This is a genomic window from Paraburkholderia sp. GAS32, assembly GCF_050434225.1.
In the GTDB taxonomy this organism is placed as follows: Bacteria; Pseudomonadota; Gammaproteobacteria; order Burkholderiales; family Burkholderiaceae; genus Paraburkholderia; species Paraburkholderia madseniana.
This window is the reverse complement of sequence record NZ_JBNPVS010000014.1, coordinates 154,968-181,936: the sequence shown is the minus strand read 5'-3', so window position 1 is coordinate 181,936 and position 26,969 is coordinate 154,968. Positions and strand designations below refer to the sequence as shown.

Genomic DNA, 26,969 nt, shown 5'->3' with positions numbered 1-26,969 from the left:
ATCTGCGGTGGGGTGACATCCGGATACTGCGCGATCGGCAAGTTGAACATCGCCACCGCGCCGCCGAGCGTGATGACAATCGAAATCACCGACGCGAAAATCGGGCGGTCGATGCAGTAACGGGAGATGTTCATGACGCGTGTCCCCTACTGCGTGGCGGTCGTATCGGACGGATGTCCCGTCGAACTGCTCCCCCCGCCTCCCGGCACGTTGACCGCCGCATGCGCGGCTGGCGCTGCGACGATTTTCAGCGGCACGTCGGCGGCCACGCGAATCGCGCCGTCTACCACCACCCGCTCGCCCGGTTGCAACCCCTCGGTGATGAACCAGTCGTCGCCATGCCATTCGCCCACTTCCACGACACGTTGATGCGCCTTGGAGTCGTTGTCGACCACCCACACGAAGTGGCTTTTCGCCCCCTGCAAAACCGCGCGTTGCGGCACGAGGATCGCCTTGGGCCGGGAAGCGCCGGACACGCGCGCCCGCACGAACTGACCGGGACGCAACTGGCCTTTCTCATTCGCGAACGACGCCCGTACGAGGAACGTGCCGGTCTCGGTGCTGAAAGCGGGATTGGTGAAACTGATATGCCCGTGGTTAGGAAACTGGGTGCCGTCCGCCATGATCAACGTGACTTCAAAGTCGTCATTGGCTGGAAACCGCAAACGGCCTGCCGTGACCTCTTCGCGGAACTTCAGCAACTCATTTTCCGAAATGCTGAAGTTGACCCACATCGGATCGAGTTGATAGACATAGGTCAACAATCCAGAGGCCGAGGCGGTGACAAAGCTGCCGTCCTGTTGCCTCGCGAAGCTGGACAAACCGGTCAGCGGCGACTTGATGGTCGTGTAGCCGAGATTCAACTGGGCGGTTTGCACCTGTCCTTGTGCTGCGATCACCGCAGCTTGCGCCTGCTTTTCATTGCCGGTCGCGTCGTCGAGATCCTTCTGGCTCAACGCATTTTGTGCGGCGAGCGGAATCACGCGCGCGAGATTCGCCTTCGCGACGGTTAGACGCGCCTGCTGCTGGGCGAGCTGGCCTCTGGCGGTTTGCAACGCCGCGTCAAAAGGCTTTGCGTCCATCTGGAAGAGGGTCTGTCCGGCGTGAACCAATTGCCCTTCGGTATAGAGCCGCTTGTCGAGAAAGCCGTCCACCCGCGCGCGAATCTCGACTTCGCGGGAACTCTGCGTTTGCGCGGTGTATTCGAAATCGACGGGGGTGTCGCTCTGCACCACCGGCATCACGGTGACCTCGATCGCTCCGGCGGTGGGCAGCGTAGCGGCTTTGTGACAGGCGGCGCACAGCGCAAGCGCGGCGAGCCCGGCAATCGCAAGACCTAGACGGTTTCTGCTCATGGCTGTCTCCCCCGTCCCGATCGATGTCTACTGAACCGTGTAGCCGCGGCCGGTCATGCAAGCAGCCACTGCCCGGTTGAAGGTCGCCATCTGCTGCGACGTCTGTTGCTGACTCGCTTGCTGCTGCGCAGCCTCGGCCTGGTTGGCACGGCGCTGGCGCACGCCGCCGGCCGCTGTTCCGGTGACCGCACCGATTGCCGCGCCCTTCCCTGCATTGCCCGCGATGGCGCCCACTGCCGCACCCACGGCGGCACCACCCGCCGCGCCCTTGACCGCTCCACCTTGCTTGGGTGCCGCGCCCGGCTGACCAGATTGCTGTGCAATCGCGACCGGATCCACGCCGGTCGTCTGCTTCGCCCACAACTGGCATTCGGCGGTGTCCGTGTTTTGCTTTTGCGCGCTCTGCCCCTTGGCTGGATAGATGATCGGCTGCTGCGCGGCGGCGGCAAACGTCAGCACCCATACCACCAGACCAACTGCGACCCGCTGCGTTCGTTGCATGGCTTGAGGCCCTCAATCTTCTATGGTCGACCTGCTTACTGGCTACTGGCTACCGGCGGTCAATGTCCGCGCAACGCGCGAGCGATTTCCCGGCTCTGCCGAGTAGGTCTCCCGATCGCGCGTCCGGCGCGGCGTGCATTACCGAGGTGATTCGCGCTAAAGCATCGGTGGCCGTGACCGCACGGGGATATTGCGCACTTCACTATTCAAACTTAACAATTCTCTGCCCCTGAACACCCAGACCGGCCATCAAACCCTGCTGGCCAAAAATGAACGCATAGACATCTGATTTCAATGTCGTAGTTGTCATCGACTTCGCCATCCCTGCATCCACCACCACGACGCTCGGCCCCACACCAACGGACATTCCGGTGCCACTCGTGAGCTCAGTGATTGCCGAGTCGGTCATGAGAAACATCGCCTCCGAAAAGGTTTGTGCGCCTGCCTGCATCCCGTATGAGAGCCCGCGCACTCTGTAGTATCCGAGGATCCTGCCGTCCGGACTAAACATCACGCCCTTTCCACCTTGCGCACCGACTAACAACCCAGCCTTGACGATGCTCGGAAACACGACGACGGCTTTCGCCTGGTATTGGAGATCCTTCGCCTTCGGAGTGCTGTCGAATAGTTGCTGCAGTGCCTCACGTGCTTGCGCGTCCATCTCGGGGTCCCCACCATTGGCAACAGTCGGGTTCGTCGAACACGCCACGGCGAACAGAAGGAGGGGGACCGCGAGAATTAGCCGAAGGTACTTGATCATGATGCGTGCTCCATTCTGAAATTGACACCACGGTGTGAAATGCGTTTCCGCCTCAAATTCTTCGCGGGCAACGTGAATAGTGGTGTTTGCGTCCCGTTAAAACAATTGGCCTTTGGTCCAATACCGGGTCGGCGCCCACATGCCCCGATTAGGGCACCTGTCCGCCTTCCAAAGCAGCGCGTACCGTCCTGACAAACAGTTCGTCGTTGAACGGTTTGCGCAAATAGGCGACCGCGCCGGCCGCGAGTGCCTGCTCGCGCACGCCAATGTCGTCGTGGGCGGTGATGAAAATGACAGGTATGCCGCTGCCGGACAGGCGTCGCTGGACTTCCAGCCCGTTCAACCCCGGCATCTGCACATCGAGAATCACGCAGTCAGGGCGATACGAGGGCAAGGACGACAGGACATCGAGAAACGCGTCGCCGCTTGCGAACGTTTCGGCGGCGATTCCGATTGAGCGCAACAGTCTCCTGATCGCTCGGCTCACCGACTCATCGTCATCGACGACGACAACGAATGGTTTGAGTTTTCCCATTGTGAGTAGCCCGGTATCCGGGAAGCACGCGCAAGTGCACCCCCCATACGACAGCGTACGAGGCAGACAGGTTTGCCGATATTGGACCTTGGTCCCGGGTGGAAACCAAGAGCGAAAAGCGCGCCAGCACGGACTGCCGTTCGTGCCAGATTGCCGCTGCCTAGCGCGATGCGCGTGTTTCGGCAGCGCCACCGAGACCGACCTTGTCTGCGACGCGGACAAGCTCGGCCAGCGACGTGACTTCCATCTTCGCCATCACGCGCGCGCGATGAGCCTTGATCGTTTTTTCGACCGTGCCCAGATCGCCGGCGACCTGCTTGTTCAGACGTCCGGTCACCACGAGCGCCATCACTTCCCGCTCGCGAGGTGTCAGCCGTCCGAGACGCACACGGATTGCGTCCAGTTCGCGGTGGACCGCGTACGTTTGCGCCAGGCGCTCGAACGCCTGTCCGATCGCATGCAGCAGATCGGTATCACGCACCGGTTTTGGCAGGAAATCGGTTGCTCCCGCCTTCATGGCTCCTACGGTCATGGGGATATCCCCGTACCCGGTGATGAAAATGATCGGCAGCACCGCATTGAGCTCGCGCTGCGGTTCCAGACCACTGAGATCTGGCAATTGAACATCCAGTACCAGGCACGCTGGACAGGCATCGGCGCGCATCCTGTCGAGAAATGCGCGTGCCGAACCGAATGTCTCTACCCGATAGCCGGCGGACTGGATCAGACGCGCCAGCGCACGGCGCACAGAATCGTCGTCGTCGACGACGAACACCAGCGAATCAGAATCGGTCATAGCCAGTTTCGCGACTCGCCGTGCCCCGTCGCAGTCATATCCTCTGCGGGCAGAGCGACGTAGAACGTCGCGCCTCGATCGATGTTGTTTTCGGCCCAGAGTCGCCCACGGTGCATGTCGATGATGGAGCGGCTAATTGACAATCCCAGACCGAGCCCCTGGGGTTTTGATGTAAAGAATGGCTTGAAAATCTTGTCGAGCTTGTCGGAAGTCAGTCCATGGCCCCGATCGCGAACGGCGATACAGACCATGCCATTGTTCCCGGACCGGAGCGTCACCGAGACCACGCGATCAAGCGGCGATACATTGCTCATCGCATCGAATGCGTTGAGCAGGAGATTGAGGATGACCTGCTGCAGCTGCACCTTGTCGCCGCGCACCGGCGGCAGATCGCCGTCGATATCGAGTGTTACGCGCATTCCGCGCACAATCGCGTCGCTGTGCACCAGAAGGACCACGTCACGGATCACGCCCGCGAGGTGGAGTGGCGCGACCTCCAGATCGCCTTTCTTGACGACTGCGCGAATGCGCCGGATCACTTCGCTTGCGCGGTAGTCATCCTGAACGATGTCATTCAGGATCTCCCGAACCTCACCCAGATCGATCGGCTCAGTAGCCATAAACCGCCGCGCGGCCTGCACGTTACTCAGGATTGCGGTAAGCGGCTGGTTCAGTTCGTGGGCTAGCGATGAGGCCAACTGACCCATGGTGGACACCCGCGTCAGATGCGCGAGGTCCTGGCGGTTGCGGTGTAACTCATAGCGATCCGTCCGGTCGATGATGAATGCGAGCGTTACGTTGTCGTCGTCGAAGCGAAATGCACTAAGCCCGATTTCCACGGGAAACTCCGTGCCGTCCTTGCGCCGCGCAGACAGTTCGTGCGAAGGCGCCAAGCCACGAGATTGCTGTAACGCGGAAAGATCTGCCCACGAGCGGGCATTGCTGTCAAAGTGCAGGTCAGGCACCAGTAGCTCGACAGATTTCCCGATGATTTCGTCGGATTCGTATCCAAACAGCTTCGCAGTTTGCGGGTTGACGATCACCATGAGGCCATGCTCGCCCAGCATCAGAATCGCAAACGGCAATAGCGCCAGTGCCTCGCGAAAGTAACGCTCACCGCTCCCTCGCTCGACCGCGCCGGCGTGTGAACCCGCCAGGCTCACCGATCGTCCGTCACTCTCGGAAGGCTCCCGGTGAACGACTCTCGCGGAGGCCATGGTGCGGAGTCGCTCTGCAAATGGATGCCCGGCGCGAGTCCCACGCTGACCCGCTTCCGGCACGTGGGAAGCTTCCGCGACGCGAAGGTTCTCCGCGCGAGTCTCGCATGTCTCTCCTGACGAACCTGCTTTCGCAAACGAGTCGAGAGGACTGGCTCTCCTGGCCATCCTCGATAAGCGTGCCCGCATCACACGCAGACCAAGCATGGCGCGGGCAGCGTAATGCGCTGACAGGCGTGGCGGATTATGACTAGCGATCGATGCCGCCGCCCGCTGGCGTCGCGCCAGCATCGTCAGCAACCACAGAATGGCTGCTGTTTCCAGCACGACAATGACTGGCATGACGATGCTCATGGCCGAACTGCCTCTCAAAGGTCGGCACCGCGAGATGGGCTGACAAGAACTCGCTCTGGATTTCTATAAGAGGCAAAGCCTCTTGACCCGGAGGCTGGTTACCGCCGCCAGATGTTACGAAGCCAGCCGGAAACTCAGAATCGTGATTCGCTCGTCAGTGCGCGCTCCAAGCCTGCGTCATGGGCAAGCTTTCGAGTCGTCACCTTTGTTGTGCGTTGCTCGTCCGGCGACTTGCTGGCGTGGCCGATGGCACGGCTGGGCGTGGACACCGCCAGGCAGATGGAAATCCCAGTAACAATTTCCGCGACCGGATAGGACCGAACGGCAAATTAATCCTAGTACGCAGTGAGAAAATAGTAAATAACGTGCACGTATATTCTTCTGCCTTTCAACTCGGTGTCTCGGTACTGGATAGCTGTTGCATTGGACCAAGGTCCAATTGTCCACGCGTCGCAAAGCATATAGTTTGAATAACGAGGTGGTGAGTTCGGACAAACCCTGTGCCGTGCCAATGCCGGCTCGTTGCAAGGATTGTTCCGTTTCAAATGATGCTTAAGAAATTCTTAAGAGATCGTTAAGCAATACCTAAATAAAATAAACCCACGAATATAAATCGCTCCGGCGTGGTCTCTGCACGGCGAAACCGCGACAGTCGCGACAAGTCTGTGAAAATCAACAGTCGCTTGCGGCGAGTGGCATACGACCGCGCGGGGCACGGAACGAGGCTGGCCCCGCCCGCCGCCATGTGGGGCACCTTCGCGCTTCGGTATGAGCGACGCCATACCGTTGTGCGCAAACATCCCTCCACTTGCGGGGTCGTCATGGCAAAGGCACACCAGGACCAGGCTGAACCCTCAAGCGCGACCACAAGCTGGGGCAAATTCGACCATACCGTCATGGTGCTGCAAGGCGGCGGCGCCCTGGGGGCCTACCAGGCCGGTGTCTATGCCGGGCTCGCCGAAGCAGGCGTCGCGCCCGACTGGATCGCCGGCGTGTCGATTGGCGCGATCAATGCCGCGCTAATTGCAGGTAATCTGCCTGAGCAGCGTGCAAAGCGATTGCGGCAGTTCTGGGAACGCGTATCGGCACACGCCCCATTTGTGCCGCCACTCTCGCTCGATCCGATGCGCCCACTATTCAATTTCATGAGTGCGGCGTCCTCGGTTGCATTTGGCGTGCCGGGTTTCTTTTCACCGCGGATTCCAGCGCCTTTTATTTCGCACGAGGGAGACTTCGAGGCGTTAAGCCTTTATGACACGGGCCCGCTCAGGGCATCACTTGAAGAACTGGTCGATTTTGAGCTGATCAACCGGAAAGTGGTGCGCCTTTCGCTAGGCGCGGTCAACGTGCGCACCGGTAACTCGGTCTATTTTGACAATAGCAAGACACGGATCGGTCCCAAGCATGTAATGGCAAGCGGTGCACTGCCCCCGGGTTTTCCCGCTGTTCAGATAGATGGAGAATGGTATTGGGACGGCGGTATCGCGTGCAACTCGCCACTTTGGTACGTTCTGGACGAGGACTACAGAATGAGCGCGTTGATCTTGCAAGTCGACGTATTCAGCAGCGCCGGTGAACTGCCCAAAACCCTCAGAGAAGTGCAGGAACGCACCAAGGACATCCAGTACTCGAGCAAGACACGTTTCAATACGGCCCGTGTCAGCGAAATCGAAGACCTTCGCAACTCGCTGCACCGCCTGCTCGACAAGCTGCCACCCACGCTCAAAACGGACCCCGACGTCCAGAAACTTGGCGCCATCAGCACTCGAGGCGCCGTCGCCCTTGTCCATTTCATCAACCGGCACAACACGCGCTCGTCGAACTTCAAGGATTACGAGTTCTCACGCGCGACCGTGATGGAGCTGTGGGACTTCGGATACAGCGATGCCCAAAAGTCGATCGCCAACCCTCAATGGCGTCAAGCCACCGATCTGGGTAATGGCGTGCGCATCTACGACCTGAACGCGTAACACGTCGGGCTATCGCAGCCGACATAAGGAGCGTGCAACCTGACCGAAGCCGACGTAAAGAAGCGCGCATTTGCCATGCCGCTCACCAGCCCGGCGTATCCGCCCGGTCCTTATCGATTTGTCGATCGGGAGTTCCTGATCATCACCTACCGGACCGATCCTGACGCCCTGGCCGAAGTCATTCCTGCCCCCTCGAAATGACCGACCCGCTCGTAAAATTCGAATTCATCCGGATACCCGATTCAACGGGCTTTGGTGACTACACTGAAAGCGGTCAGCCCATCCCGGTCAGTTTTCAGGGCCAGCGGGGCGGCTATGTCCACGCCATGTTTCTCGACGACGAACCGCCGATCGCCGGCGGCCGCGAAATCTGGGGGTTTCCAAAGAAGCTTGCGTCACCTGAGTTGCGGATCGACAAGGACACCATCGGCGGCATCCTGAGATATGGGCCGGTTCCGATCGCCCTTGCGACGATGGGTTACAAGCATCGCGCGGTACCGCACGACCAGATCCTCGCGTCGCTGTCCGCGCCCAATTTTCTGCTCAAGATCATTCCGCACGTGGATGGCTCGCCGCGCATCTGCGAACTGGTGCGCCATTTCTGCGAGGACATCTCAGTGAAGGGAGCGTGGGAAGGTCCTGCCGCACTCGAACTGTTCAATCACGCACTCGCGCCGGTCGCGTCGCTGCCTGTCCTTGAAGTGATATCCGGCGTGCACATCCTGTCAGACCTCACGCTTGGTCTTGGCACTGTCGTGCACGACTATCTCGCTGAATGAAGGGCTAGATCGCTGAAAAGCCTACGAACTGTCGGCGGCCTGTTATCGACTGGATTAGCTGCGCGCGAGGAAAACCACAGTAGCACCGCGCGCGCAAACAGCTAGCAGCTTCATCCATTCAATTGCATCCCCGACTGTTGGCGGTCTTATAACATGTCTGTCCGCTCGGGCTTTTATAGACGCCCTTTCCGTTCTTGGTCTTGGCCTCTCCGCCCTTGCTTGTCTGGGTCGTCGTCACGCCGTTCTGATTCTTTTGAGCCGTCACGGCGTTACCCGTGTTTGGGTTATAGCCGCCGGCCGTCTGTCCGTTGTTGCATTCGGTCATGCCGCGTGCGTTAGTGGTGCAGTTCGCGAATGCGCTCGAAGACAGCATTACGCATACCAACATAAGCAGAATTTTCATAGTTACCTCCTGAGGTGGCCGGCACAAGACGGTCATGGAATCATTCCGCACTCGAACAGCTTGTTGGCGATCGGCGCCGCGACACGGTTGAGAAATTCCGCACGCATGCCGGCGTCATTGCGAAGCATCTCGACCGCTCTTTGCTCCATCTGCGCTTTTTGCGCTGTCGGTGGACGGCTCTTTTCTTCTGCGAGTTGCTGACAGGACGAGTTTTGATACTTTTCGACGACCTTTTGGGCCATCTTATCGAGCATCGGTTACTGTCCCTGCGCGCTCGCGGCGCTGATTTGCAGCAACACAAGCAAAACGGCCAATGTGCGTACAGGCCCAATCATGACTCTCTCCCAGGAACGACGCGACCGGACTCGCGCATCTTCCAGTTTAGTCGCATGCGGTCGTATGCACATTGGACCTTGGTCCTATTGCGAGCAGCGATGATCCAGCCTTCTCATACATCAATCAGGGACGAACGTCACGACAATGCCGAAACCATCGATCGACTCGAATCACACAGTCACATCGGGTTGCAAGGCTGGGATCCGTTCGGCAACGCGCGCTGCCCGGCGCTTTCGGCCGGCACGTGTCTGTGCTGCTTTGCTCTGGTCCGCGTTGGCAAGTGCCCAGGAAATGGAACCACGCGCCTATTCGGCTGCGCCGGTCGGAACGAATTTCGTGGTAATGGACTACGCGCGATCGAGCGGCGGCTTCTCGGTCGACCCTTCGTTGCCGATTGCCAATGTGCAGGCCAGAATCAACACGTATGCATTCGGCTATTCCCACAGCTTCGGCGTCGCTGGTCATACCGCAAGCGTTGCGGTGTCCGTCCCGTACGCCAGTGCGAATGTGACCGGCGACGTCGAAGGTAGACCGGAGCATGCCTATCGATCCGGACTGGGCGACGTGCGGTTCAGGGTCGCCGTGAATCTGCTGGGCGATCCGGCGCTCACGCCGGAGGAATTCGCGCGGCGCAAACCCTCCACTGTCCTCGGTGTCAGTGTGAGCGTCGTGGCGCCGACAGGCCAGTACGTGCCGTCCCGCCTGATCAACGTGGGGTCGAACCGATGGTCGTTCAAGCCAGAAATCGGACTGTCCCAGCCGATTGGCAACTGGTTCGTGGAAGGCGCTGCGGGCGTGTGGTTCTTCACAGACAACAACGATTTTTTTGGCGGACGCAGGCGCGGCCAGGATCCGATACCCGAATTCCAGTTGCATGGCGGCTACGCCTGGCGCCCCGGGCTTTGGCTCGCCGCAGACGCGACGTATTTCACGGGCGGCCGGACCAGCGTGAACGGCGTCCAGGATCAGGACCTTCAGCGCAGTGTGCGTTACGGCGTCACGCTGTCGGTGCCGCTTGCCGAAAGGTGGTCCGCGAAGCTTGCGTGGTCGCGTGGACTGGTAACACGCGTCGGCGGCAATTTCCAGACCATCTCGGTCGCGCTCCAATACCGCTGGTTCAATCGCTGATCGTGCCTGAGTGCGAGACAAGCAGAGCCAACGCCAGCACGATCGAGCGGCTACTGGCCAAGAATGGCGAGCGCTGCGCGCATGGGCTCAGGCGAGATTCTGACTATCCCGTCGAGCGGGGTGTTCATTTCCAGAATCAGAAAGATCGCACCGGCAGTCGACAGTGCACACATGGCTAGCGCTGTCATGGTCGTACCGTTGCGAGGCGCGAACAAACCAAACGTGCCGAAGAGAATGGCTAGCCAGGACACCAGAACCACCAGCAGCGGCACGGGGATCGAGCCCTTCTGCTGGAGTAACGCCAGCCAGCGCGCGGCAAACACTTCATCGACGAGCTGGAGGGCGTGTACCTGCAATTGACTTTGCACCGCGTTGTGCGGCGCGAGTTCCTCTATCTTGCGCTGGAAGTCCTCCCCCCGCCCCACTGCCTCTGGTCCACTCAATCGCGCCAACTGCGACGGATCGCCGGAAGCGAGCACCTCGATCGACGTGGCGGTGAGACGTTTGAGCAAACCGCGGATCTCCTGCGTTTCCGGTCCATATCGGGCCAGCACGCGATCAAGGCGCACGATGTCAACGGCACTATGCACAACTTCGCTATTCGTCGTGTCGAACGAGGCTTTCGCCGACGAGATCAGCAGGCCAAGCACTAACGCGGCCATGGTCGCGACCAGACCGGTCGCCAGTTTGACAACACTGATTGACTCATCGCTAAGGTGGTGTTGCGGCAGCACGACGCGCAGATACGAACCCAGCAGCGCGCTGCCGACAACGCATATGAACACAATCAACGCAACGGCGAGGTGGTTCACCCTGCAATCCTCCGTTTCTGGTATTGCGCTTATCCCCCGGTCTTCGAATCGGGACGCTTGCCGGCGCCGCGTCTTCACGGACCCGACGTTGCCCCTGTTTCCACGAATCGCACGATTGACGAAGACTGGTCATCCCCCCTCAATGTTCCGCATCTTGCTCGCCGCGCGGCTGCATGCAATTGGACCAAGGTCCAATTGCATGCGCGCTGTAATGAACCTATCTTTTTAGCTGCACCACCGCGGCAACAGCGACCCGGCCGCCAACATCCGTACCCCGTGTCTGCTCATTCGCCTTCCGTCCATGACACGGGTCGCGCTGCGGAAGTGCCGTGAGGCGGACAGGAGCAAAGCATCGTGACTTCCAGACTGCCCATCCGAATGTTGGCGCTGGCACTGGCGTTGTCGGCCATCCAGCCAATCCGCGCCGCGACACAAGACCCGGGTTGGCCGCGTGAGCTCACGAGAGACGACGCAACACTCGTCTATTACCAGCCACAGATCGACGACTGGAAAGACTTCAGGGAAGTGACCGGTCGAATGGCCATTAGCGTAACGCCACGTGGTGGCAAGCCGCAGGTAGGCATTATCACGGTGCAGATGCACACGGATGTTGATGTCGATAGCCGTAACGTGCTCCTGAGCCATCCGCAAATTACCGGTACGACCTTTCCTGACACAGACCCGCAAACGGCCAAAAAACTGGATCAGCTCGTGCGCAAATTTCTCAATCCGCAGGCTTCGCTGACCATATCGGTCGACCGCCTGGTCGCGAGCGTGGAGAAAAAAAACGCTGCGCCGGTTGCAGCCGTCAAGAACGACCCTCCGGCGATCTTCGCGAGTTTCGGGCCAGCGATCCTGCTGTTTGTGGACGGCGAACCGGTGCTCGCGCCGATCCAGAATTCAGACCTGTCATTCGTCGTCAACGCGAACTGGCCGCTGTTCGTCGATAATGCCGCCCACCAGTACTACCTGTTCACTGGCCAGTCATGGGTGACGTCGACCGACCTGAAAAGCGGATGGGCAGAAACGAAAACGCTCCCTGCCAAGATGTCGAAGGTTCCTGCCGATCCCACCTGGGCAGACCTGAAGCCCTATATCCCCCCGCCCCAAGGGCACAAGGGCAAGGCGCCGGGCGTGTTCTTCAGCAGTACCCCCGCTGAGCTGATCGTCTTCGACGGGCAACCGGTCTATACAGCGATCCCCGGCACCCAGCTGGTGTTCGCGAAGAATACCGACAGCGATGTGTTCGTCTATTCACCGACCAGGACTTACTACTATCTGACCGGTGGCCGGTGGTTTTCCGCGCCCGGACCTAGCGGGCCGTGGACGTTCGCGACCAATCAGTTGCCGCCCGCTTTCGCGAAGATTCCGCCCGATAGCGCGGCGGCCCGGGTCCTCGCTTCCGTGCCTGGGACGCCGGAAGCCTCAGATGCAGTACTGCTCGCACAGATCCCGACGACCGTCGAGGTGAACCCTGCCGCCGCTGCGGCCGCAGTCAAGGTTTCGTACAGCGGCGAACCCCAGTTCCAGCCGATTCAAGGCACACCGATGTCATATGCAACGAACACGCCTGACAAAGTGATCAAGGTGGAAAATCGCTATTACGTTTGTTCTCAGGGCGTGTGGTTCGATTCTTCGTCACCAGCCGGGCCGTGGCAAACCACCATGTCTGTGCCCCAGGTCATCTATACGATCCCGCCCAGTTCGCCCGTCTATAACGTGACCTATGTCACGCAATACGTGACCCCCACCGGCTCGGTGCAGGCAAGCTACACAGCGGGGTATCTCGGCATCTTCATCGCGGGCGCAGCGGTCGGCGCGATCATCGCACAGGGCAACGGGTACTACTACCCGCCCTACGTTGGCATAGGTGGCGGGCGCTATCCGGTTTACTATCCACGTCCGATGCCCTATGGCTATCGCACGTACAACCCGTATACGGGAGCGAGCGGCGTGAGAGGGGTCGCTTACGGACCGAACGGCAGCGCGCAATGGGGCGCATCGTACAACCCATACACAGGTACCTACGCGCGCGGCGCGACGGCTTCCGGGCGGGACGGCAGCGGAAGTGTTGCGCAAGCCTACAATCCCTATACCGGCGCCTATGCTGCTACGCGGCAAGGCTCGAACGCATACGGCCAGTGGGGAAGTTCTGTTGTCACGAAGGGCAACCAGTGGGCGGCGACCCAGCATTCGACGACGGCGAGAGGCTCGGTCGGTACGTATCAGAATTCCGCAGGCGGCAAGGCAGTTGCCGGCACAAGCGCCAACGGACGTGCGGTGGCGGGCAAAACCGCGAGCGGCGACATGTACGCTGGGCGTGACGGGAATGTCTATAAGAACACCAACGGTAGCTGGCAGAAATACGACAATGGCTCCTGGTCTTCGGTAAACAAGCCCACGCCACAGGGCACGCAACCGCAAGCACAGGGCGCTCAACAGCAGCGTCCCACCGGAACCCAGACCGCCAATTCCGCCACCGCCCAGCAACGAGCACAGAGCGCTCAACAACAGCGCCCCACCGCGGCCCAGACCGCGAATTCCGCTGCTGCCCAGCAAAAAGCACAGAGCGCTCAACAGCAGCGTCCCACCGGAACCCAGACCGCCAATTCCGCCACTGCCCAGCAACGAGCACAGAGCGCTCAACAGCAGCGCCCGACACCGTCGGCTGCGAACAGGCCGGGCGGCGGCCCTCCCCAAAGTCCTGCCGGTGGCTTTAACAGGACCGGCGGACAGTCCTCCTCCGGTGAACTGAACCAGCAAATGCAGAATCGACAGCGAGGTGCAGCCGGGAGCCAACGCTACGCCCAAGGCGCGGGCGGTGGTGGCGGCGGCCTTCGTCGATAGTGGTCCGCACCGCGCGCTCAAGTCCGGAGTGGAAGGAGGCAACGGACCTTGGCAATGGCATCCGCATCTATGACCTTACCCGTTGACCCGATAACAGGAGCACCTCACATGAAAGAAGCAGACGTGAAAGAGCGCGCCTTTGCGATGCCGCTCACGAGTCCGGCATTCCCGCCGGGTCCTTATCGTTTCGTCGATCGTGAGTTCCTGATCGTTACCTATCGGACCGATCCCGACGCGCTGGCTGCGGTGATTCCCGCTCCGCTGGAGATGACCGATCCGATCGTCAAATTCGAGTTCATCCGGATGCCCGATTCAACCGGGTTCGGCAACTACACGGAAAGCGGCCAGGTGATCCCGGTGAGCTTCCGCGGCGGACACGGCGGCTATGTGCACGCGATGTATCTCGACGACGGATCGCCAATTGCCGGGGGGCGTGAAATCTGGGGATTTCCGAAGAAGCTCGCCTCGCCAGAGCTGCGCGTCGAGAAAGACACGATCGGTGGCATCCTGAGGTACGGGCCGGTCCCGATCGCGCTCGCGACGATGGGTTACAAGCACAGGGCGCTTGCGCACGACCCGATTCTGGCGTCGCTGTCGGCACCGAACTTCCTGCTCAAGATCATTCCGCATGTGGATGGCACCACACGCATCTGCGAATTAGTGCGGTACTTCTGCGAAGACATTACCGTGAAGGGAGCCTGGGAGGGGCCGGCCGCGCTCGAGCTGTTTCATCATGCGCTCGCTCCGGTTGCGGCGCTGCCGGTGCTCAAAGTAATTTCGGGCGTGCACATTCTGACGGACCTGACGCTCGGGTTGGGCACTGTCGTCCATGACTATCTTGCCAAGTGAGGAGAACCATCATGAAACTGCAAGGCAAGTCCGCCATTATCACGGGCGCGGCCAGCGGCATCGGCAAGGAAATCGCCATTACCTACGCACGCGAAGGCGCGAAAGTCGCGATCGCCGACCTTAACCTCGATGCCGCTAACGCGACAGCCGACGAAATCCGTGCCGCGGGCGGTCAGGCGCTCGGCGTCGCTATGGATGTGGCCAGCGAGGACGCGGTTAATGCTGGCGTGGTGGCGGCGGTCGCGGCGTTCGGCGGCGTCGATATTCTAGTGAGCAATGCCGGTATCCAGATTGTGCATCCGATCGAGGAATTCACCTACGCCGACTGGCAGAAGATGCTCGCGATCCATCTCGACGGAGCCTTCCTCACGACGCGTGCCTGTCTGCGACACATGTACCAGTCCGGCCGCGGCGGCAGCATCATCTACATTGGGTCGGTGCACTCGAAGGAGGCCTCGCTGCTCAAGGCGCCGTACGTGACCGCCAAGCACGGCCTGATCGGCCTGTCGAAGGTGGTCGCCAAGGAGGGAGCGAAGCACGGCGTGCGCACCAACGTGATCTGTCCGGGCTTCGTGCGCACCCCACTGGTCGACAAGCAGATTCCGGAGCAGGCGAAGGCGCTGGGCATTTCGGAGGCCGACGTCATCAAGAACGTGATGCTCAAGGAGACCGTCGATGGTGAGTTCACGACGGTACAGGATGTAGCGGAAACCGCGCTCTTCTTCGCGTCGTTTCCATCCAACGCGCTTACGGGCCAGTCGCTCATCGTGAGCCATGGATGGTTCATGGAATAACCGTGTTCACATTTTTATCAAAGGCCCGTGGCGGACGTCCGCGATCCATGGACAAGATAGCTGCGGGCAGCTCGTCGTCGCATTGTGAGGTATTTTTTGCTCAGAATGCAGCAGGCAGATTTTGGGTAATGCCGGTGAAAAGACGCCAGGAATCGAAACCTGATTCCACCACAGTTCGCCGCGTCCTGTCGCAAATGCGGCGCCCAGGTTGCCCGTTGTGAACGGCCGGTGGCAGGCACCGGGTGGAGCCTCACCCATTCGTATCGTAGGGTTGGGAAAACGAAAGAATTGATCGATGATGGTGAGCTCGAATGCAGGTGTGGACAAGGTGCTCCGGCGGCTGCGCTGTCGAGCTTCCTGTTCGGCACGGCCAGCGAGGCGGCGAGCCCGACGCTTCTTCAGGTGACGAACTTTGCGGTGTCACCGGCGACTGCCAGCAACGCTGCCACACAAACGCTTGCCCCAAGTCCCCGCGCGGGAGAAGCCTAACGAGAGAGGCCGAACAATGCCCAGGCACAACCCAGCGCTTCGTCGTAGCCAGAAAACCCCCATGACACCGGGGCACCGGCGGCTTCTCATCATCGGCACGATACTACTGCTGGCCGCGCTAGGCTGGGCACTGGCGACAGTACTCAAGCCCGCCATCCAGCGCACGATCGTCATCACAACCGGGGCGGACAAGGGTATCTATCGCGGCTTTGCTGATCGCTATGCCCCCATCCTGAAGCGCGAAGGCGTCACCCTTGATATCCGCAGTTCTTCCGGGTCAATTGAAAATTATCAGCGGCTGAAGAATCCAGACGGCGAATACGAAGTGGGCTTTATCCAGTCCGGCACCACCAGTCCGAAAGAAACAGACCACCTGCAGACCATCGCTGCCGTCTCGTATGAACCGGTCTGGGTGTTTTATCGCGGCGACGCCACCGTCAACCAGCTGGCACAACTGCGCGGCAAAAGGGTGGCCATAGGCGTTCCCGGCAGCGGCCTGCTCAACGTCTCCCAAGAATTGCTCGCGCATAGCGGCATCACCGGCGACAACACGATGCTGCTGCAAATGGATGCTGTCAACGCATATCAAGGCCTCGAAAATGGCGAGCTTGATGCTGCTTTCTTTATCGGCAGGCCCGATGCGGCGATGCAGAAAACGCTACTGAACAGCGATCTGAAGCTGATGAGTTTTGCCCAGGCCGATGCCCTGGTGCAAAAGTTCCCGTCCCTCTCCAAAATTACTTTCCCGCGCGCCTCGACCAGCGTCGTCAACGATCTTCCGAAGGCAGATGTCACCCTGCTGGCCGCCACGGCGCTGCTCGTTTCCAAAGACACCATGCACCCTGCCTTGGTCTATCTGCTGCTGGATGCAGCCAAAACCGTCCATGGCGGCGAAGACTACTTCACGCCGCTCGGCACGTTTCCGAACCTGAACACCGAAGAATTTCCCGTTTCCGACGAAAGCACGCGTTACTTCAAATCCGGTCGTCCCTTTCTGCAGCGCTACCTTCCATTCTGGCTGGGCAGCTTTATCGAAAGGCGCCTGCTGATTCTGCTGCCCTTCATGGCCTTACTGCTAGGCCTGCTGCAGGCATTGCCGCGCATCGTGGAGGCGCGGATTAAACATCGGCTCGTGGTCTGGTATCGCGAAATCAAATCGCTGGAAGATGAAATATGGAGAACCAGGCAACCGACCCCGGACCAGATTGCGCAATGGCGCGACGAAATCGAGAACATTGATGCGCATGCCAGCCAGATCCGGATTCCGCAGCGCCATTTTCAAGATGTCTACGCCCTCAAACAGGCGATTGGCGTCGTACGGGAGCGGATTTTCCAGGTGGCGGGCAAGGTGAAGAAATAGCTGGGTGGCGAAAATGGTTTCCGCCGGCCGTGTTGCGTGACGAAAGGATGTTACTCAGCGGCTGGCGCACGAATACTTGATGGACAACCAGGCTCGGGACTCTTTTATCGCGTTGGCGCCGCCGGACCGCTCTGACGACGACTCCACTCGTCATGTTCGTGAAGCTGGACGGTATGTCGGTCGCCGGGTCGGTGAACCTAGTGAAGCCCCCGTTCCTTCGAAGGTTTCATCATGACCTCCGACGAAGCGTTTTTAGTTTATTCGCCTGGTATCCTGATGCAAGAGTTTTGTATGAAGTGGTCGCACGCGAACGGACGCGATTTCGATTTGCGTCCGTTTTACGCCCCCTATATAGCGCGTTGGGCGAATCGAGAAACATTCCACGTACGCAAACCGTGTTTCTGAACGCGCGTGGCCGGCTCCCGGAATTTGCGTGGTGCGTTGCTGACCGGCTATTGAGCCCGTCTGATACACAAACTCTGCGAGGGCACGCCCGACGGGCTTTCTGCTGCAATAACGTTCGCTACGCGATCATCGATGCCGTCCGTGTCGAAGTTGCATATGTGTTTTCGGGTCGCCGACCGGACGGAAGTCGAATCATTCAGGAGCAGCGGCAACCTCGCCGGCTCAAGTCTTAGACGCAGGTAAGGCGTAACAGCGGACAGTTGACATCGACGCCTGGGGTAAGCGCACGCCTTGACGTCGTATGCGAAAGCTAGTGTGAAGCAAAAACTGCGAGTCATTTACTGACAGATAGGGCGCGGGCATCACGCGGTAGTAAACGCCGTTCACGCCATAGGCGGGTTGAAACCACGTATTGCCGCACAGGTAGTACGTGCCGCCCGGAACCTTGGGCGAGATGCAGCCGGCGGGCAGCACCGCGTAGATCGCCCCCGCAAATAGGTTCCAAATTTAGTTCGTTTGACAACGTCGAAGGTCTGCAACTGGCTGAACATAGTTTGATGCGATCGGCATAGACCAACCCACAACGGCCCGTCAGCAGACTGCTCGTGAACGGCCGTAGCTCTGCCTTTTGCGGACGTTCCGCTTTCTCGCAGTTGCAGCGTTCGGCGATTGCGGTTCTGAAATGATGGTGGCAATAGCCAAATCACGTCTCCTTCGAAACTCCCAAAGGCTGATTGCTCAAGTGCTTCCCATGCGAAGGTCTGTCCGACGGTAATACGCTTTCCGTTCGAGCAGGTCGAAAGAAACAGTCCATACCCTTCGTCTACGAACTCGTCAGCAAGCTTTTTGATTGGGTCCGTGTAGTGAAACTGATGCACGTTCCATTTCAACTGCTCGCGGGAAAAATCCGTTTTGTGCAGCGCGCACAAGTGTGCGAGGAGTAACTGGTGATAACCAAACTCTACGTGCGCGAACAGGAGGCCGCTTTTTTTGTGATACAGAAAGTGGCCGGCTGAACCCGACCGAACGTCGTTCAATGCGTCGGCAAGCTGCTCTGCGAATCCAAAGCGGGCATGCCTCCAAAGATAGCGATCCAAACCTGCAGCAATGTCGGGTCGCGGCAGTTCCGTGAAAACTAACAGAAGCAGACGTGTGATCTCCGCAGAATCTTCTATTCGGTGTCGCATGTAACCTTTGTGAAAGGTGGTGCATAGTCTTCAGTCTCCCGCGTACCGGCGGTTGCGTTTGGGCAGGGCGTTGGCTCCGTTGCCTTCACAGCGGGGAACACGCATCGGGGATTCTTACTTTAATTCTGGTGGGCGGATGCCGACTTCGCGCCGAAGAAATTCCGATCGCCTTTCCCGGGGAGCGCACTTAATCGCCTGACCATCGTTGACGGGCAACTTCTTATCCTGGCAAAACCCGTTGTCCTCCGCCTGCCGGATTAGAACCCGGATTCCACCAGGACACCCGTCCAGCGCCGTATGATCGAGACACAAAAAATACGGGGGCCAAGATGAGCGATGCGCAAAGCATCACGTTTGAAGCGGTGCAGCTTAATGACCGATCGGGGTATTTCGTGCGAGCTACGTGGCCTGACGGTTACGAACAGCAGATCACCGGCTTTACCGACGATGCCGAGGCCCGCGAGTGGATAGCCAACGATAGCCGGGGCTGGCTAGACTGGATGCCGCACCGTCCACAGCTTGGCACCTAACGCCGGCTGATCCGCGCATGCTAGCAACGCCCGGCTATCGCCGAGTGCGCGGGGAGCCGGACAAAAAAAACCGATCCCGTAAAGGATCGGCTTGGAAAGGTCCTGGTATTTCCGAGGGGAAAACGCTGCCAGAACCTGAGAGAGCGGCCGGAATGTACTCCAGGCAAATCAAATGCAGCCGACTGTTTCGGCTCTTGGTCTAATAGTTAACGACAGCGTCGCGGTTTCCTGAAGTGCTGCCGATTAGCTGAGTTGTAGGGCGCGTCGCCCGCCGGTTCGTTAGCGGACGGTCGCAAGTCTTTGTCGATTGACTGAAGCGGGATAAAACGAGCCCTCTATTACGCACACGAATGTCTCGTCGGAGATGCGTTGCTTGCCGCAACATACCCCGAGGGGCTGTGTTCCAGCTGGACCTCATGAGCGCTTCGGCCCCTTCTGCCTAAAAGGGCATCTTATCTTTTGATTATCGATGTGCTGAAGCACTGGCGCAGGTCTATAACAGTATTGCGGCCCGAAGACAACGTGCTGCCTGCTCGTCGGCCCCGACGCCGGCAATTCAACATTGGAGGTTTAGCGAATACAGCCTGATGAATCCATGCTTTGTCTGTTCGAATCTCGATTGGCTAAGTATCAGAGGTAATCATGGAGTTCGAGTACCGCGGCTGGGTCATTGACGCAACCCCGGAATTTTCGCTTGGACAGTTCTTCGCACATGCGCGGATCGTCCGAGCGTCGCCTGACGATGATGCGGACACTGAAATGCACATCGAGCGCAATCTTGCCTGGTTCGAAAATCAGGACGAGGCGATCCAGCTTGCGCGGCAATGGGCAATTGAGTGGATCGACGCACGCGAAAGTAACATCGCCAGTCCGCACAATGATTCATCTAGACAGGCCACAACCCTGGTCAAGTGAAAGTCCGGATACATCATCCTGGAGCCAGACGACTGGCCCTGTCGTCATTTTGCAACGCCTGCAGCCGCGACTGACATAGGCCCGCCCCACGATAGATGCGGCAATGCGGCCTCTCGCATATTTTCAGACGAGATACCTGATTGCTTCAGAAACGCGGATGTGTAGGATGGAACCAACGTCAGCGCCTCTTGCGCGGCGTGTGTGTTTCGGGCCGCAGCAGTGTCTGCGGTCTTTTTTTTACATGCGGAATCTCTTCAGCGTTTGCGTGAGCATCCGGCGCCGCTAACTTCAACCGCACAAACGGCCGTGCAGAACGGCACGCCAATACCTGGAAAAGCTTCAACTGCCGTCGGCAAACGACATCGATCTTCCGGATCTTGGCTAGTGCCCGCCGGCTCTGATCGTCAGTGTTTGCGCCCGGCGACAGCATCGCTGACAACTTTCTCGCTCGTCTTACGTGTTTTATCCGGAATGCGTGGCGCCTCGTCACCGGCGAACCACGACAGATGCGTGCGCATGTGTGCCGCGTACGCCCTCCATCCCGCATCGTTGCCGGCAAAAAGCTCCCGGCGCATCGCAGCAGCAAACTCAGCGCGGCACGGCTGCATCCTGTCAAGCTCCGAACGCCACGATGCGAAGGCTTGATTCACACCGCGAATGAAGTCTCCAAACGACATCTCCGGATCGACAAAGTCCATCAGGTCGCGGGCGAACTCCCTGCTCCGTTGCAGTTCCGCCATGTGGACACCCAGCTGCCCGTCGCGCGGGAATTGTTGGGCGATCTCGCGAATCGTGTCCAAGCCGTGCCCGCTGAGAAATAGCCGATCCTGATTGCTCATGCGTGGATCGACAGAAGTGAATCGAGCTGTCAAATCCAGAAAGATGGCTGTGAGCCTGCGGAAAACGATAGTCATGCAAACAAAATCCTCGCGAGTACTTGAGGCAGTTAACGGCCCGGCCTCGCGAAAATTGATGATCCAAATGTCTTCGAGCGGAAAGCTCCCCGTATCAGTCACGCGTCCGCTGTCTGCTCCCCTGACGTGCGCCTGGGAGGCACCGCGTCGGCCGCCTAGTCTTCCAAATCCGGCGGCTCATTCCTGAAATTATCGAATGCAACTAACCGTCTGATTCTCCCAACACCACAGTGCCCGCCCGTCCCGGGCGGAAAACCTGTGCCTGCAGTGGCGGGGCCGGCATCCCTGTATCTGGCGACCGTAGCGGCCGAGCCGGTTGTGAAAGGTGGTCTTGCGCCCGTCTGGAACGGCTCGCCAGGAACCGCCCCGTCGTAGTCTCCAGACCTCCATTCACATTTTTCTCGGATAAGCGCTACACTAGATACTGTATATCCATACAGTATTCAAGCCCCATGAGCGCCCTGCCGCGTCACCCCGAAGACATCCACCCCGCCTTATGGCGTGCTTCGCAGCTAGCCGTCGGCTTCGATCGGGTGGTGTCGTGCGGCCACGCCGCGCTGGCCGCCGAGCTGCCGGGCGGCGGCTGGCCCGTGGGCGCGCTCACCGAACTGCTCACGCCGCATCCGGGCAGCGGTGAGCTGCGTCTGCTGCAGCCCGCGCTGGCGACTGTCGGATCCCGCCCCTTGCTCCTGCTGCAGCCGCCGCACCGGCTACAACCCGCCGGACTGGCGTGGCTGGGCGTTCCCGCAGGACAGGCCTGCGTGCTGCGCGCACCCCGCACGGCTGATGCGCTGTGGGCCGCCGAGCAGATCCTGCGTGCCGGCACCTGCGGCGCCCTGCTCTTCTGGCAGGCCGAAGTCCGGCAGGAAGCGCTGCGGCGCCTGCATCTGGCCGCGCAGGCCTCGGACACGCTGCTGTTTCTGTTTCGCCCGCTTGCGGCCGCCCAGGCGACGTCGCCGGCGCCGCTGCGGCTTGCGCTGCGAGCCGCCAGGGGCGGTATTGAAGTGACGTTCGTCAAGCGCCGCGGACCGCAGCGCGACGAACCCGTTTTCGTTCCTCTCGTACCTTCACCTGCCCTGTTGAGCCGATATGCAACTCTGGATCGGCGTACATCTGCCGCACCTCGCCCTCGAGTCGTTTCGCCCGCGCTGGTCGACGCCACGCAATGAGGCCGGGTTTGTCGTGCTGGAGAAGGACCGCGTTGTCGCGCTCGACCGCGCGGCGCACTCGGCCGGGATCGTGCCCGGCATGCGCCGCGGTGGCGTGTTGACGCTCGCCCCCGACGCGGTCATCCGGGAACGTGATCTCGCCCGTGAAGCGGAGCTGGTTCGTGGCGTGGCGTTCGCCCTGCTGCAGTTCACCCCCCACGTGGTGCTGGCTGAGGAATCGGTCGTGCTGGCCAACGTCTCGGCGAGCCTGCGCCTCTTCGGTGGCATCCGGCCACTGCGCCGGCGGGCGGGTGAAACGGTGAGCGCGTTCGGCGTGACCGCGACACTTGCCGTTGCGCCGACGGGACAGGCCGCGTGGCTCTTCGCCCGGTCATCGGCTGGCATCGCGCTCACGTTGGGCTCCGTCGACCGTACGCTGCGTCGCGTGCCGTTACCTGCCCTGCCGCCTGCGCGCCCCTACGCCGAATGGTTCGACGGACTGGGATGCGAAACGGTCGACGACGTCCGGCGATTACCCCGCGCAGGCCTCAGGAAGCGCTGCGGCGCGGCCCTGCTGGATGCGCTCGATCGCGCGACGGGCGCGGCGCCGGAAGTGTACGAATGGCTGGAGTTGCCCCCCGCCTTCAGCGCGCGGCTCGAGCTGCCCGACCGGATCGAGCATGCGGAAGCCGTGCTGTTCGCAGCGCGGCGGCTGATCCTGCAGATGACCGGCTGGCTGTCGGCGCGACAGCTGGCGATCGCGCGGTTTGTACTTGAGCTCGAGCATGAACGCGGCCGCGCGGCGGTGCCGCCGACGGCAATCGAAATCGCGCTTGGCGAACCGACGTCACGCGAGGAACACCTCGTGCGCCTGCTGAAAGAACGGCTGGGCCGCGTCGAACTGGCCGCGCCGGTCATCGCCGTTCGCCTCGATGCAAAGGACGTCCGCGAAGCGGACGCGCCGAGCGAATCGCTGTTCCCGGAGCCCGGCGGCTCGCCGCAGGATCACGCGCGCCTGATGGAACTGCTCGTCGCCCGGCTCGGCGCGCAGAACGTGCTCAAGGCGGCTCCGGTTGCCGACCACCGCCCGGAAGTCGCCGCACGCTGGCTTCCCATCGGCGAGACCGCCAGGCCCATGTTGCCGCCGCCCAATCTTCCGCGACCCACCTGGCTTCTGGACAACCCGGTGCAGCTCATCATGCGCGGCCACCGCCCGTTCTACGGCACGCCGCTGCGCATGGTCTCGCCGGGCGAACGGATCGAGGTCGGCTGGCAGGATGGGCATCCGGTGACGCGAGACTATTTTGTCGCGGAGTCCGAAGACGCGGTGCACTACTGGGTCTTCCGGGAGCGCGTCAGCGCCGTCGAGGAACGCGAGCCGCGCTGGTTCCTGCATGGCCTGTTCGGGTGATCGCCCATGGCGCCGACCTACGGCGCACTGCCCGACTATGCGGAGCTTCAGTGCGCGTCCAACTTTTCCTTTCTGCACGGCGCATCGCACGCCGAGGATCTCGCTGCTCGCGCCGCACAGCTCGGGTATGCCGCGCTGGCCGTCACGGACGAATGCTCGCTGGCCGGCGTCGTACGCGCGCACGTCGAGGCGAAGAAGGCCGGGCTGCCGTTCATCGTCGGGTCGCACTTCCACCTGACCAGTGCCGACGGCTCGCCAGCCCTGTCATTCACCGCACTGGCGATGACGCGCGAAGGCTATGGCAACCTGTCCGAGCTGATCACGCTCGGCCGCATGCGCGCACACAAGGGCAGCTACCGGCTCGCGCCTCTGGATCTCGCGCACCCGGAGAAGCCCTTTGGACACCTGCGGGGACTGCCCGGGTGCGTCGCGATCCTGTCACCGGACTACCCCGCCGATGAAGACAGACTGGATACGCAGGTTGAGTGGTTCGTCCAGACCTTCGGCGAGCGCGCATGGGTCGCACTGACATTGCACGCGCGTGCAATGGACGATATTCACCGCGGCGCCGTCGAACACGTCGCGGCGCGTCACGGCACTCCCGTTGTGGCGACCGGTGCACCCGTCATGCACGTGCGTTCGCGCAAACCACTGCAGGACGTGCTGACGGCGATCCGGGTCGGCAGACCGGTCGGCGAATGCGGCTATGACCTCGCGCCCAACGCCGAGCAACACCTGCGATCGCGTCTGCGGCTCGCCAACCTGTATTCGCAGCGCACGCTCGAGGAGACGCTGCGAATCGCTCGCCTGTGCACGTTTTCACTCGACGAGCTTCGCTATGAGTATCCCGACGAGCTGGTGCCGGCCGGCCATACGCCGACCAGCTACCTGAGACAGGAGACCTACATCGGCGCACATCGCCGCTGGCCAGCGGGCATCCCGCATCAGGTACAGCAGCAGATCGAACACGAGCTCGCGCTGATCGGGGATCTGCGCTACGAGCCGTACTTCCTCACGGTCTACGACATCGTCCGGTTCGCGCGCAGCGAAGGCATCCTGTGCCAGGGGCGCGGCTCGGCGGCCAACTCGGCCGTGTGCTTTGCTCTTGGCGTGACCGAGGTGGATCCTGCGCGCTCGTCGATGCTGTTCGAGCGGTTCATCTCGAAAGAGCGAGGTGAACCGCCTGACATCGACGTGGATTTCGAGCATCAGCGCCGTGAAGAAGTCGTGCAGTACATCTACCGCAAGTACGGGCGAGATCGCGCCGCGCTGACGGCCGCCGTCACGACATACCGTCCACGTAGCGCGCTGCGCGAATCGGGCAAGGCACTCGGCGTGGATCCGGCAATCGTTGATCGAGTCGCGAAGGCCCATCAGTGGTTCGATTCGAGCGGCGACCTGCTCAACCGCTTCGCCGAGGCGGGTCTCGACGCCGGGTCTCCGCTGATCGTGCAGTGGGCGAATTTCGCGGCGCTGCTGGTGGGCTTTCCACGACATCTGTCGCAGCACAGCGGTGGCTTCGTGATCAGCCGCGGCAAGCTGTCGAGGCTGGTGCCGATCGAGAACGCGGCGATGGCCGACCGCTCGATCATCCAGTGGGACAAGGACGATATCGAGGCGCTCGGCCTGCTGAAGATCGACGTACTCGCACTCGGCATGCTGTCAGCCATCCGTCGCGCACTCGACATCATTTCAGAAAAACGCGGCGAGCCGTTCGAGCTGCAGGACGTTCCTGCCGAAGATTCCGAGACCTACAAGATGATCTGTCGCGCCGATACCGTTGGCGTATTCCAGATCGAGTCGCGCGCGCAGATGAGCATGCTGCCCCGCCTGCAGCCGCGCTGCTTTTACGATCTCGTGATCGAGGTGGCGATCGTACGTCCGGGCCCCGTGCAGGGCGGCATGGTGCATCCCTACCTGCGCCGGCGGCAGGGGCTCGAGCCCGTCACCTATCCGAGCCCGCAGATGGAGCAGGCGCTCTCGCGCACACTCGGCGTGCCGATCTTTCAGGAGCAGGTGATGCAGGTCGCGATGCTCGCGGCAGGATTCACTGCCGGCGAGGCTGACCAGTTGCGTCGCGCGATGGCCGCATGGCGTCGCAAGGGCGGACTCGAAGCCTACTACGACCGCATCGTGAACGGGATGCTCGAGCGCGGTTACGACCGCGAGTTTGCCGAGGCCATCTTTGCGCAGATCCAGGGCTTCGGCGAATACGGCTTTCCGGAGAGTCACGCGGCGAGCTTCGCGCTGCTTGTCTACGCGAGTGCGTGGCTGAAGCACCATGAACCGGTCGCGTTCCTCGTGGCCATGCTCAACAGCCAGCCGATGGGATTCTATTCACCCTCACAGCTCGTCCAGGACGCCAGGCGCCACGGCGTAAAGGTGCTGCCCGTCGACGTGACGCTCAGCAACTGGGACTCGGCAGTCGAGGGCAGATCGACTCACGCGCCGGTGCGCCTCGGCATGTCGCTGGTACGCGGGCTGAAGGAGGAAGCCGCCGCGCGCATCGAGCTCGCGCGGGCCGTGCGACCCTTTGCCGATGTCTCCGATCTGGCACGACGCGCGCAACTCGATCGCAAGGACCTGCAGGCGCTCGCCGCGGCCGACGCGTTACGCTCGCTCGCCGGCGACCGGCGCGCAGCGCTGTGGCATGCGGTGGCTGCGGTACCCGACCGGGATCTGCTGCGCGGCGCGACTGATGACGACGCGACGCCGGTCCTCGCGCCGATGACTGAAGGCCAGCAGATCGCCAGCGATTACCGGACGCTCGGTCTGACACTCGGCCGGCACCCTCTGGAACTGCTGCGCCCTCGCCTGCTTGCCCAGCGCCTGCTGCCGGCGTCGACGCTGGCCGGATTCCGGAACGGGCAGCTCGCACGTGCCTGCGGCATCGTGACGGTCCGGCAGCGGCCGGGCACGGCCAAGGGGGTGATGTTTGTCACGTTGGAGGATGAGACCGGGCAGGTCAACGTCATCATCTGGCCGTCCCTGCTCGAAAAGCAGCGACGCGAAGCGCTCGGCTCGTCACTACTTGCCGTGTACGGCGTCTGGCAGCGTGAGGGTGAAGTGCGCCACCTCGTCGCTCACCGGCTGGTCGACGTGTCCCCGCTGCTCGGCTCTCTCGTCACGTCGACACGAAACTTCCATTAAGAACCGGCGTACCATATTCGCGCA

22 protein-coding genes and 1 pseudogene are annotated in these 26,969 nt (G+C 61.0%); 12 read left to right on the top strand and 11 right to left on the bottom strand.

Going from position 1 to position 26,969, the window contains the following annotated elements:
- From P3T25_RS19215 to P3T25_RS19185, 7 genes are all read right to left on the bottom strand, one after another.
- Positions 1-134: efflux RND transporter permease subunit (locus tag P3T25_RS19215; RefSeq protein WP_429358714.1), on the bottom strand; the 134-nt coding region annotated here is incomplete at its 3' end.
- 12 nt (positions 135-146) lie between these two features.
- The gene (locus tag P3T25_RS19210; protein WP_429358710.1) at positions 147-1,355 is read right to left on the bottom strand and encodes an efflux RND transporter periplasmic adaptor subunit; all 1,209 of its coding nucleotides are present in this window, start codon (positions 1,353-1,355) and stop codon (positions 147-149) included.
- Positions 1,356-1,382: 27 nt separating this feature from the next.
- A complete protein-coding gene (locus tag P3T25_RS19205; RefSeq protein ID WP_429358709.1) occupies positions 1,383-1,856 on the bottom strand; it encodes a YMGG-like glycine zipper-containing protein in 474 nt (157 codons plus the stop codon).
- 202 nt (positions 1,857-2,058) lie between these two features.
- A complete protein-coding gene (locus P3T25_RS19200) occupies positions 2,059-2,616 on the bottom strand; it encodes a YSC84-related protein (protein WP_429358708.1) in 558 nt (185 codons plus the stop codon).
- A gap of 148 nt (positions 2,617-2,764) precedes the next feature.
- Positions 2,765-3,151 carry a response regulator transcription factor gene (locus P3T25_RS19195; RefSeq protein ID WP_429358707.1) on the bottom strand — a complete coding sequence of 129 codons (387 nt, stop codon included), beginning with the start codon at positions 3,149-3,151 and terminating at the stop codon, positions 2,765-2,767.
- 160 nt (positions 3,152-3,311) lie between these two features.
- Entirely contained in the window at positions 3,312-3,947 is a 636-nt protein-coding gene (locus P3T25_RS19190; RefSeq protein ID WP_429358706.1) for a response regulator transcription factor, read from the bottom strand.
- Positions 3,944-5,164: a PAS domain-containing sensor histidine kinase gene (locus tag P3T25_RS19185; RefSeq protein WP_429358713.1), complete on the bottom strand. Its 1,221-nt coding sequence runs from the start codon at positions 5,162-5,164 to the stop codon at positions 3,944-3,946. Before P3T25_RS19185 ends, P3T25_RS19190 begins: the two co-directional genes overlap by 4 nt.
- A 1,175-nt stretch (positions 5,165-6,339) precedes the next feature.
- On the opposite strand from P3T25_RS19185, the gene P3T25_RS19180 reads away from it, so the two are divergent.
- A complete protein-coding gene (locus tag P3T25_RS19180) occupies positions 6,340-7,488 on the top strand; it encodes a patatin-like phospholipase family protein (RefSeq protein ID WP_429358705.1) in 1,149 nt (382 codons plus the stop codon).
- Between the two features lie 39 nt (positions 7,489-7,527).
- A pseudogene (locus P3T25_RS19175) lies at positions 7,528-8,267 on the top strand (acetoacetate decarboxylase).
- 118 nt (positions 8,268-8,385) lie between these two features.
- Here the strand turns inward: P3T25_RS19175 and P3T25_RS19170 are convergent.
- The gene (locus P3T25_RS19170) at positions 8,386-8,670 is read right to left on the bottom strand and encodes a hypothetical protein (RefSeq protein WP_429358704.1); all 285 of its coding nucleotides are present in this window, start codon (positions 8,668-8,670) and stop codon (positions 8,386-8,388) included.
- Between the two features lie 32 nt (positions 8,671-8,702).
- A complete protein-coding gene (locus P3T25_RS19165; protein WP_429358703.1) occupies positions 8,703-8,924 on the bottom strand; it encodes a hypothetical protein in 222 nt (73 codons plus the stop codon).
- Positions 8,925-9,297: 373 nt separating this feature from the next.
- Between P3T25_RS19165 and P3T25_RS19160 the strand changes: the two genes are divergently transcribed.
- A complete protein-coding gene (locus P3T25_RS19160; RefSeq protein ID WP_429358702.1) occupies positions 9,298-10,134 on the top strand; it encodes a transporter in 837 nt (278 codons plus the stop codon).
- Positions 10,135-10,184: 50 nt separating this feature from the next.
- Here P3T25_RS19160 and P3T25_RS19155 read toward each other — a convergent pair whose 3' ends face one another.
- Entirely contained in the window at positions 10,185-10,946 is a 762-nt protein-coding gene (locus P3T25_RS19155) for a hypothetical protein (protein ID WP_429358701.1), read from the bottom strand.
- A 354-nt stretch (positions 10,947-11,300) separates the two neighbouring features.
- On the opposite strand from P3T25_RS19155, the gene P3T25_RS19150 reads away from it, so the two are divergent.
- From P3T25_RS19150 to P3T25_RS19125, 6 genes are all read left to right on the top strand, one after another.
- Entirely contained in the window at positions 11,301-13,793 is a 2,493-nt protein-coding gene (locus P3T25_RS19150) for a hypothetical protein (RefSeq protein ID WP_429358700.1), read from the top strand.
- 108 nt (positions 13,794-13,901) lie between these two features.
- Entirely contained in the window at positions 13,902-14,642 is a 741-nt protein-coding gene (locus P3T25_RS19145) for an acetoacetate decarboxylase (RefSeq protein WP_429358699.1), read from the top strand.
- 11 nt (positions 14,643-14,653) lie between these two features.
- Entirely contained in the window at positions 14,654-15,436 is a 783-nt protein-coding gene (locus P3T25_RS19140) for a 3-hydroxybutyrate dehydrogenase (RefSeq protein ID WP_429358698.1), read from the top strand.
- A gap of 550 nt (positions 15,437-15,986) precedes the next feature.
- Positions 15,987-17,285: a TAXI family TRAP transporter solute-binding subunit gene (locus P3T25_RS19135; protein ID WP_429358697.1), complete on the top strand. Its 1,299-nt coding sequence runs from the start codon at positions 15,987-15,989 to the stop codon at positions 17,283-17,285.
- Between the two features lie 1,921 nt (positions 17,286-19,206).
- Positions 19,207-19,407, top strand: coding sequence for a hypothetical protein (locus P3T25_RS19130; protein ID WP_154560257.1), 201 nt, complete (start codon positions 19,207-19,209; stop codon positions 19,405-19,407).
- 642 nt (positions 19,408-20,049) lie between these two features.
- The gene (locus tag P3T25_RS19125) at positions 20,050-20,322 is read left to right on the top strand and encodes a hypothetical protein (RefSeq protein WP_429358696.1); all 273 of its coding nucleotides are present in this window, start codon (positions 20,050-20,052) and stop codon (positions 20,320-20,322) included.
- A gap of 404 nt (positions 20,323-20,726) precedes the next feature.
- Here P3T25_RS19125 and P3T25_RS19120 read toward each other — a convergent pair whose 3' ends face one another.
- Positions 20,727-21,236, bottom strand: coding sequence for a hypothetical protein (locus tag P3T25_RS19120; protein WP_429358695.1), 510 nt, complete (start codon positions 21,234-21,236; stop codon positions 20,727-20,729).
- A 452-nt stretch (positions 21,237-21,688) separates the two neighbouring features.
- On the opposite strand from P3T25_RS19120, the gene imuA reads away from it, so the two are divergent.
- The 3 genes from imuA to P3T25_RS19105 are packed head-to-tail and all read left to right on the top strand — an operon-like array spanning position 21,689 to position 26,945.
- Positions 21,689-22,405, top strand: a complete 717-nt coding sequence (gene imuA / locus P3T25_RS19115) for a translesion DNA synthesis-associated protein ImuA (protein ID WP_429358694.1) — start codon at positions 21,689-21,691, stop codon at positions 22,403-22,405.
- On the top strand, positions 22,326-23,795 hold the full coding sequence (locus tag P3T25_RS19110; RefSeq protein ID WP_429358693.1) for a Y-family DNA polymerase: 1,470 nt from the start codon (positions 22,326-22,328) through the stop codon (positions 23,793-23,795). The genes imuA and P3T25_RS19110 overlap by 80 nt, the downstream gene beginning before the upstream one ends.
- Positions 23,796-23,801: 6 nt before the next feature.
- On the top strand, positions 23,802-26,945 hold the full coding sequence (locus tag P3T25_RS19105) for an error-prone DNA polymerase (RefSeq protein WP_429358692.1): 3,144 nt from the start codon (positions 23,802-23,804) through the stop codon (positions 26,943-26,945).
- Positions 26,946-26,969: the final 24 nt, after the last annotated feature.

Bases quoted from the DNA above. Each gene is read 5' to 3' on its own strand.
- P3T25_RS19210 (WP_429358710.1), bottom strand. From the start codon at position 1,355: ATGAGCAGAAACCGTCTAGGTCTTGCGATTGCCGGGCTCGCCGCGCTT.
- P3T25_RS19205 (WP_429358709.1), bottom strand. From the start codon at position 1,856: ATGCAACGAACGCAGCGGGTCGCAGTTGGTCTGGTGGTATGGGTGCTG.
- P3T25_RS19200 (WP_429358708.1), bottom strand. From the start codon at position 2,616: ATGATCAAGTACCTTCGGCTAATTCTCGCGGTCCCCCTCCTTCTGTTC.
- P3T25_RS19195 (WP_429358707.1), bottom strand. From the start codon at position 3,151: ATGGGAAAACTCAAACCATTCGTTGTCGTCGTCGATGACGATGAGTCG.
- P3T25_RS19190 (WP_429358706.1), bottom strand. From the start codon at position 3,947: ATGACCGATTCTGATTCGCTGGTGTTCGTCGTCGACGACGACGATTCT.
- P3T25_RS19185 (WP_429358713.1), bottom strand. From the start codon at position 5,164: ATGGCCTCCGCGAGAGTCGTTCACCGGGAGCCTTCCGAGAGTGACGGA.
- P3T25_RS19180 (WP_429358705.1), top strand. From the start codon at position 6,340: ATGGCAAAGGCACACCAGGACCAGGCTGAACCCTCAAGCGCGACCACA.
- P3T25_RS19170 (WP_429358704.1), bottom strand. From the start codon at position 8,670: ATGAAAATTCTGCTTATGTTGGTATGCGTAATGCTGTCTTCGAGCGCA.
- P3T25_RS19165 (WP_429358703.1), bottom strand. From the start codon at position 8,924: ATGCTCGATAAGATGGCCCAAAAGGTCGTCGAAAAGTATCAAAACTCG.
- P3T25_RS19160 (WP_429358702.1), top strand. From the start codon at position 9,298: ATGGAACCACGCGCCTATTCGGCTGCGCCGGTCGGAACGAATTTCGTG.
- P3T25_RS19145 (WP_429358699.1), top strand. From the start codon at position 13,902: ATGAAAGAAGCAGACGTGAAAGAGCGCGCCTTTGCGATGCCGCTCACG.
- P3T25_RS19140 (WP_429358698.1), top strand. From the start codon at position 14,654: ATGAAACTGCAAGGCAAGTCCGCCATTATCACGGGCGCGGCCAGCGGC.
- P3T25_RS19135 (WP_429358697.1), top strand. From the start codon at position 15,987: ATGACACCGGGGCACCGGCGGCTTCTCATCATCGGCACGATACTACTG.
- P3T25_RS19130 (WP_154560257.1), top strand. From the start codon at position 19,207: ATGAGCGATGCGCAAAGCATCACGTTTGAAGCGGTGCAGCTTAATGAC.
- P3T25_RS19125 (WP_429358696.1), top strand. From the start codon at position 20,050: ATGGAGTTCGAGTACCGCGGCTGGGTCATTGACGCAACCCCGGAATTT.
- P3T25_RS19120 (WP_429358695.1), bottom strand. From the start codon at position 21,236: ATGACTATCGTTTTCCGCAGGCTCACAGCCATCTTTCTGGATTTGACA.
- imuA (WP_429358694.1), top strand. From the start codon at position 21,689: ATGAGCGCCCTGCCGCGTCACCCCGAAGACATCCACCCCGCCTTATGG.
- P3T25_RS19110 (WP_429358693.1), top strand. From the start codon at position 22,326: ATGCAACTCTGGATCGGCGTACATCTGCCGCACCTCGCCCTCGAGTCG.
- P3T25_RS19105 (WP_429358692.1), top strand. From the start codon at position 23,802: ATGGCGCCGACCTACGGCGCACTGCCCGACTATGCGGAGCTTCAGTGC.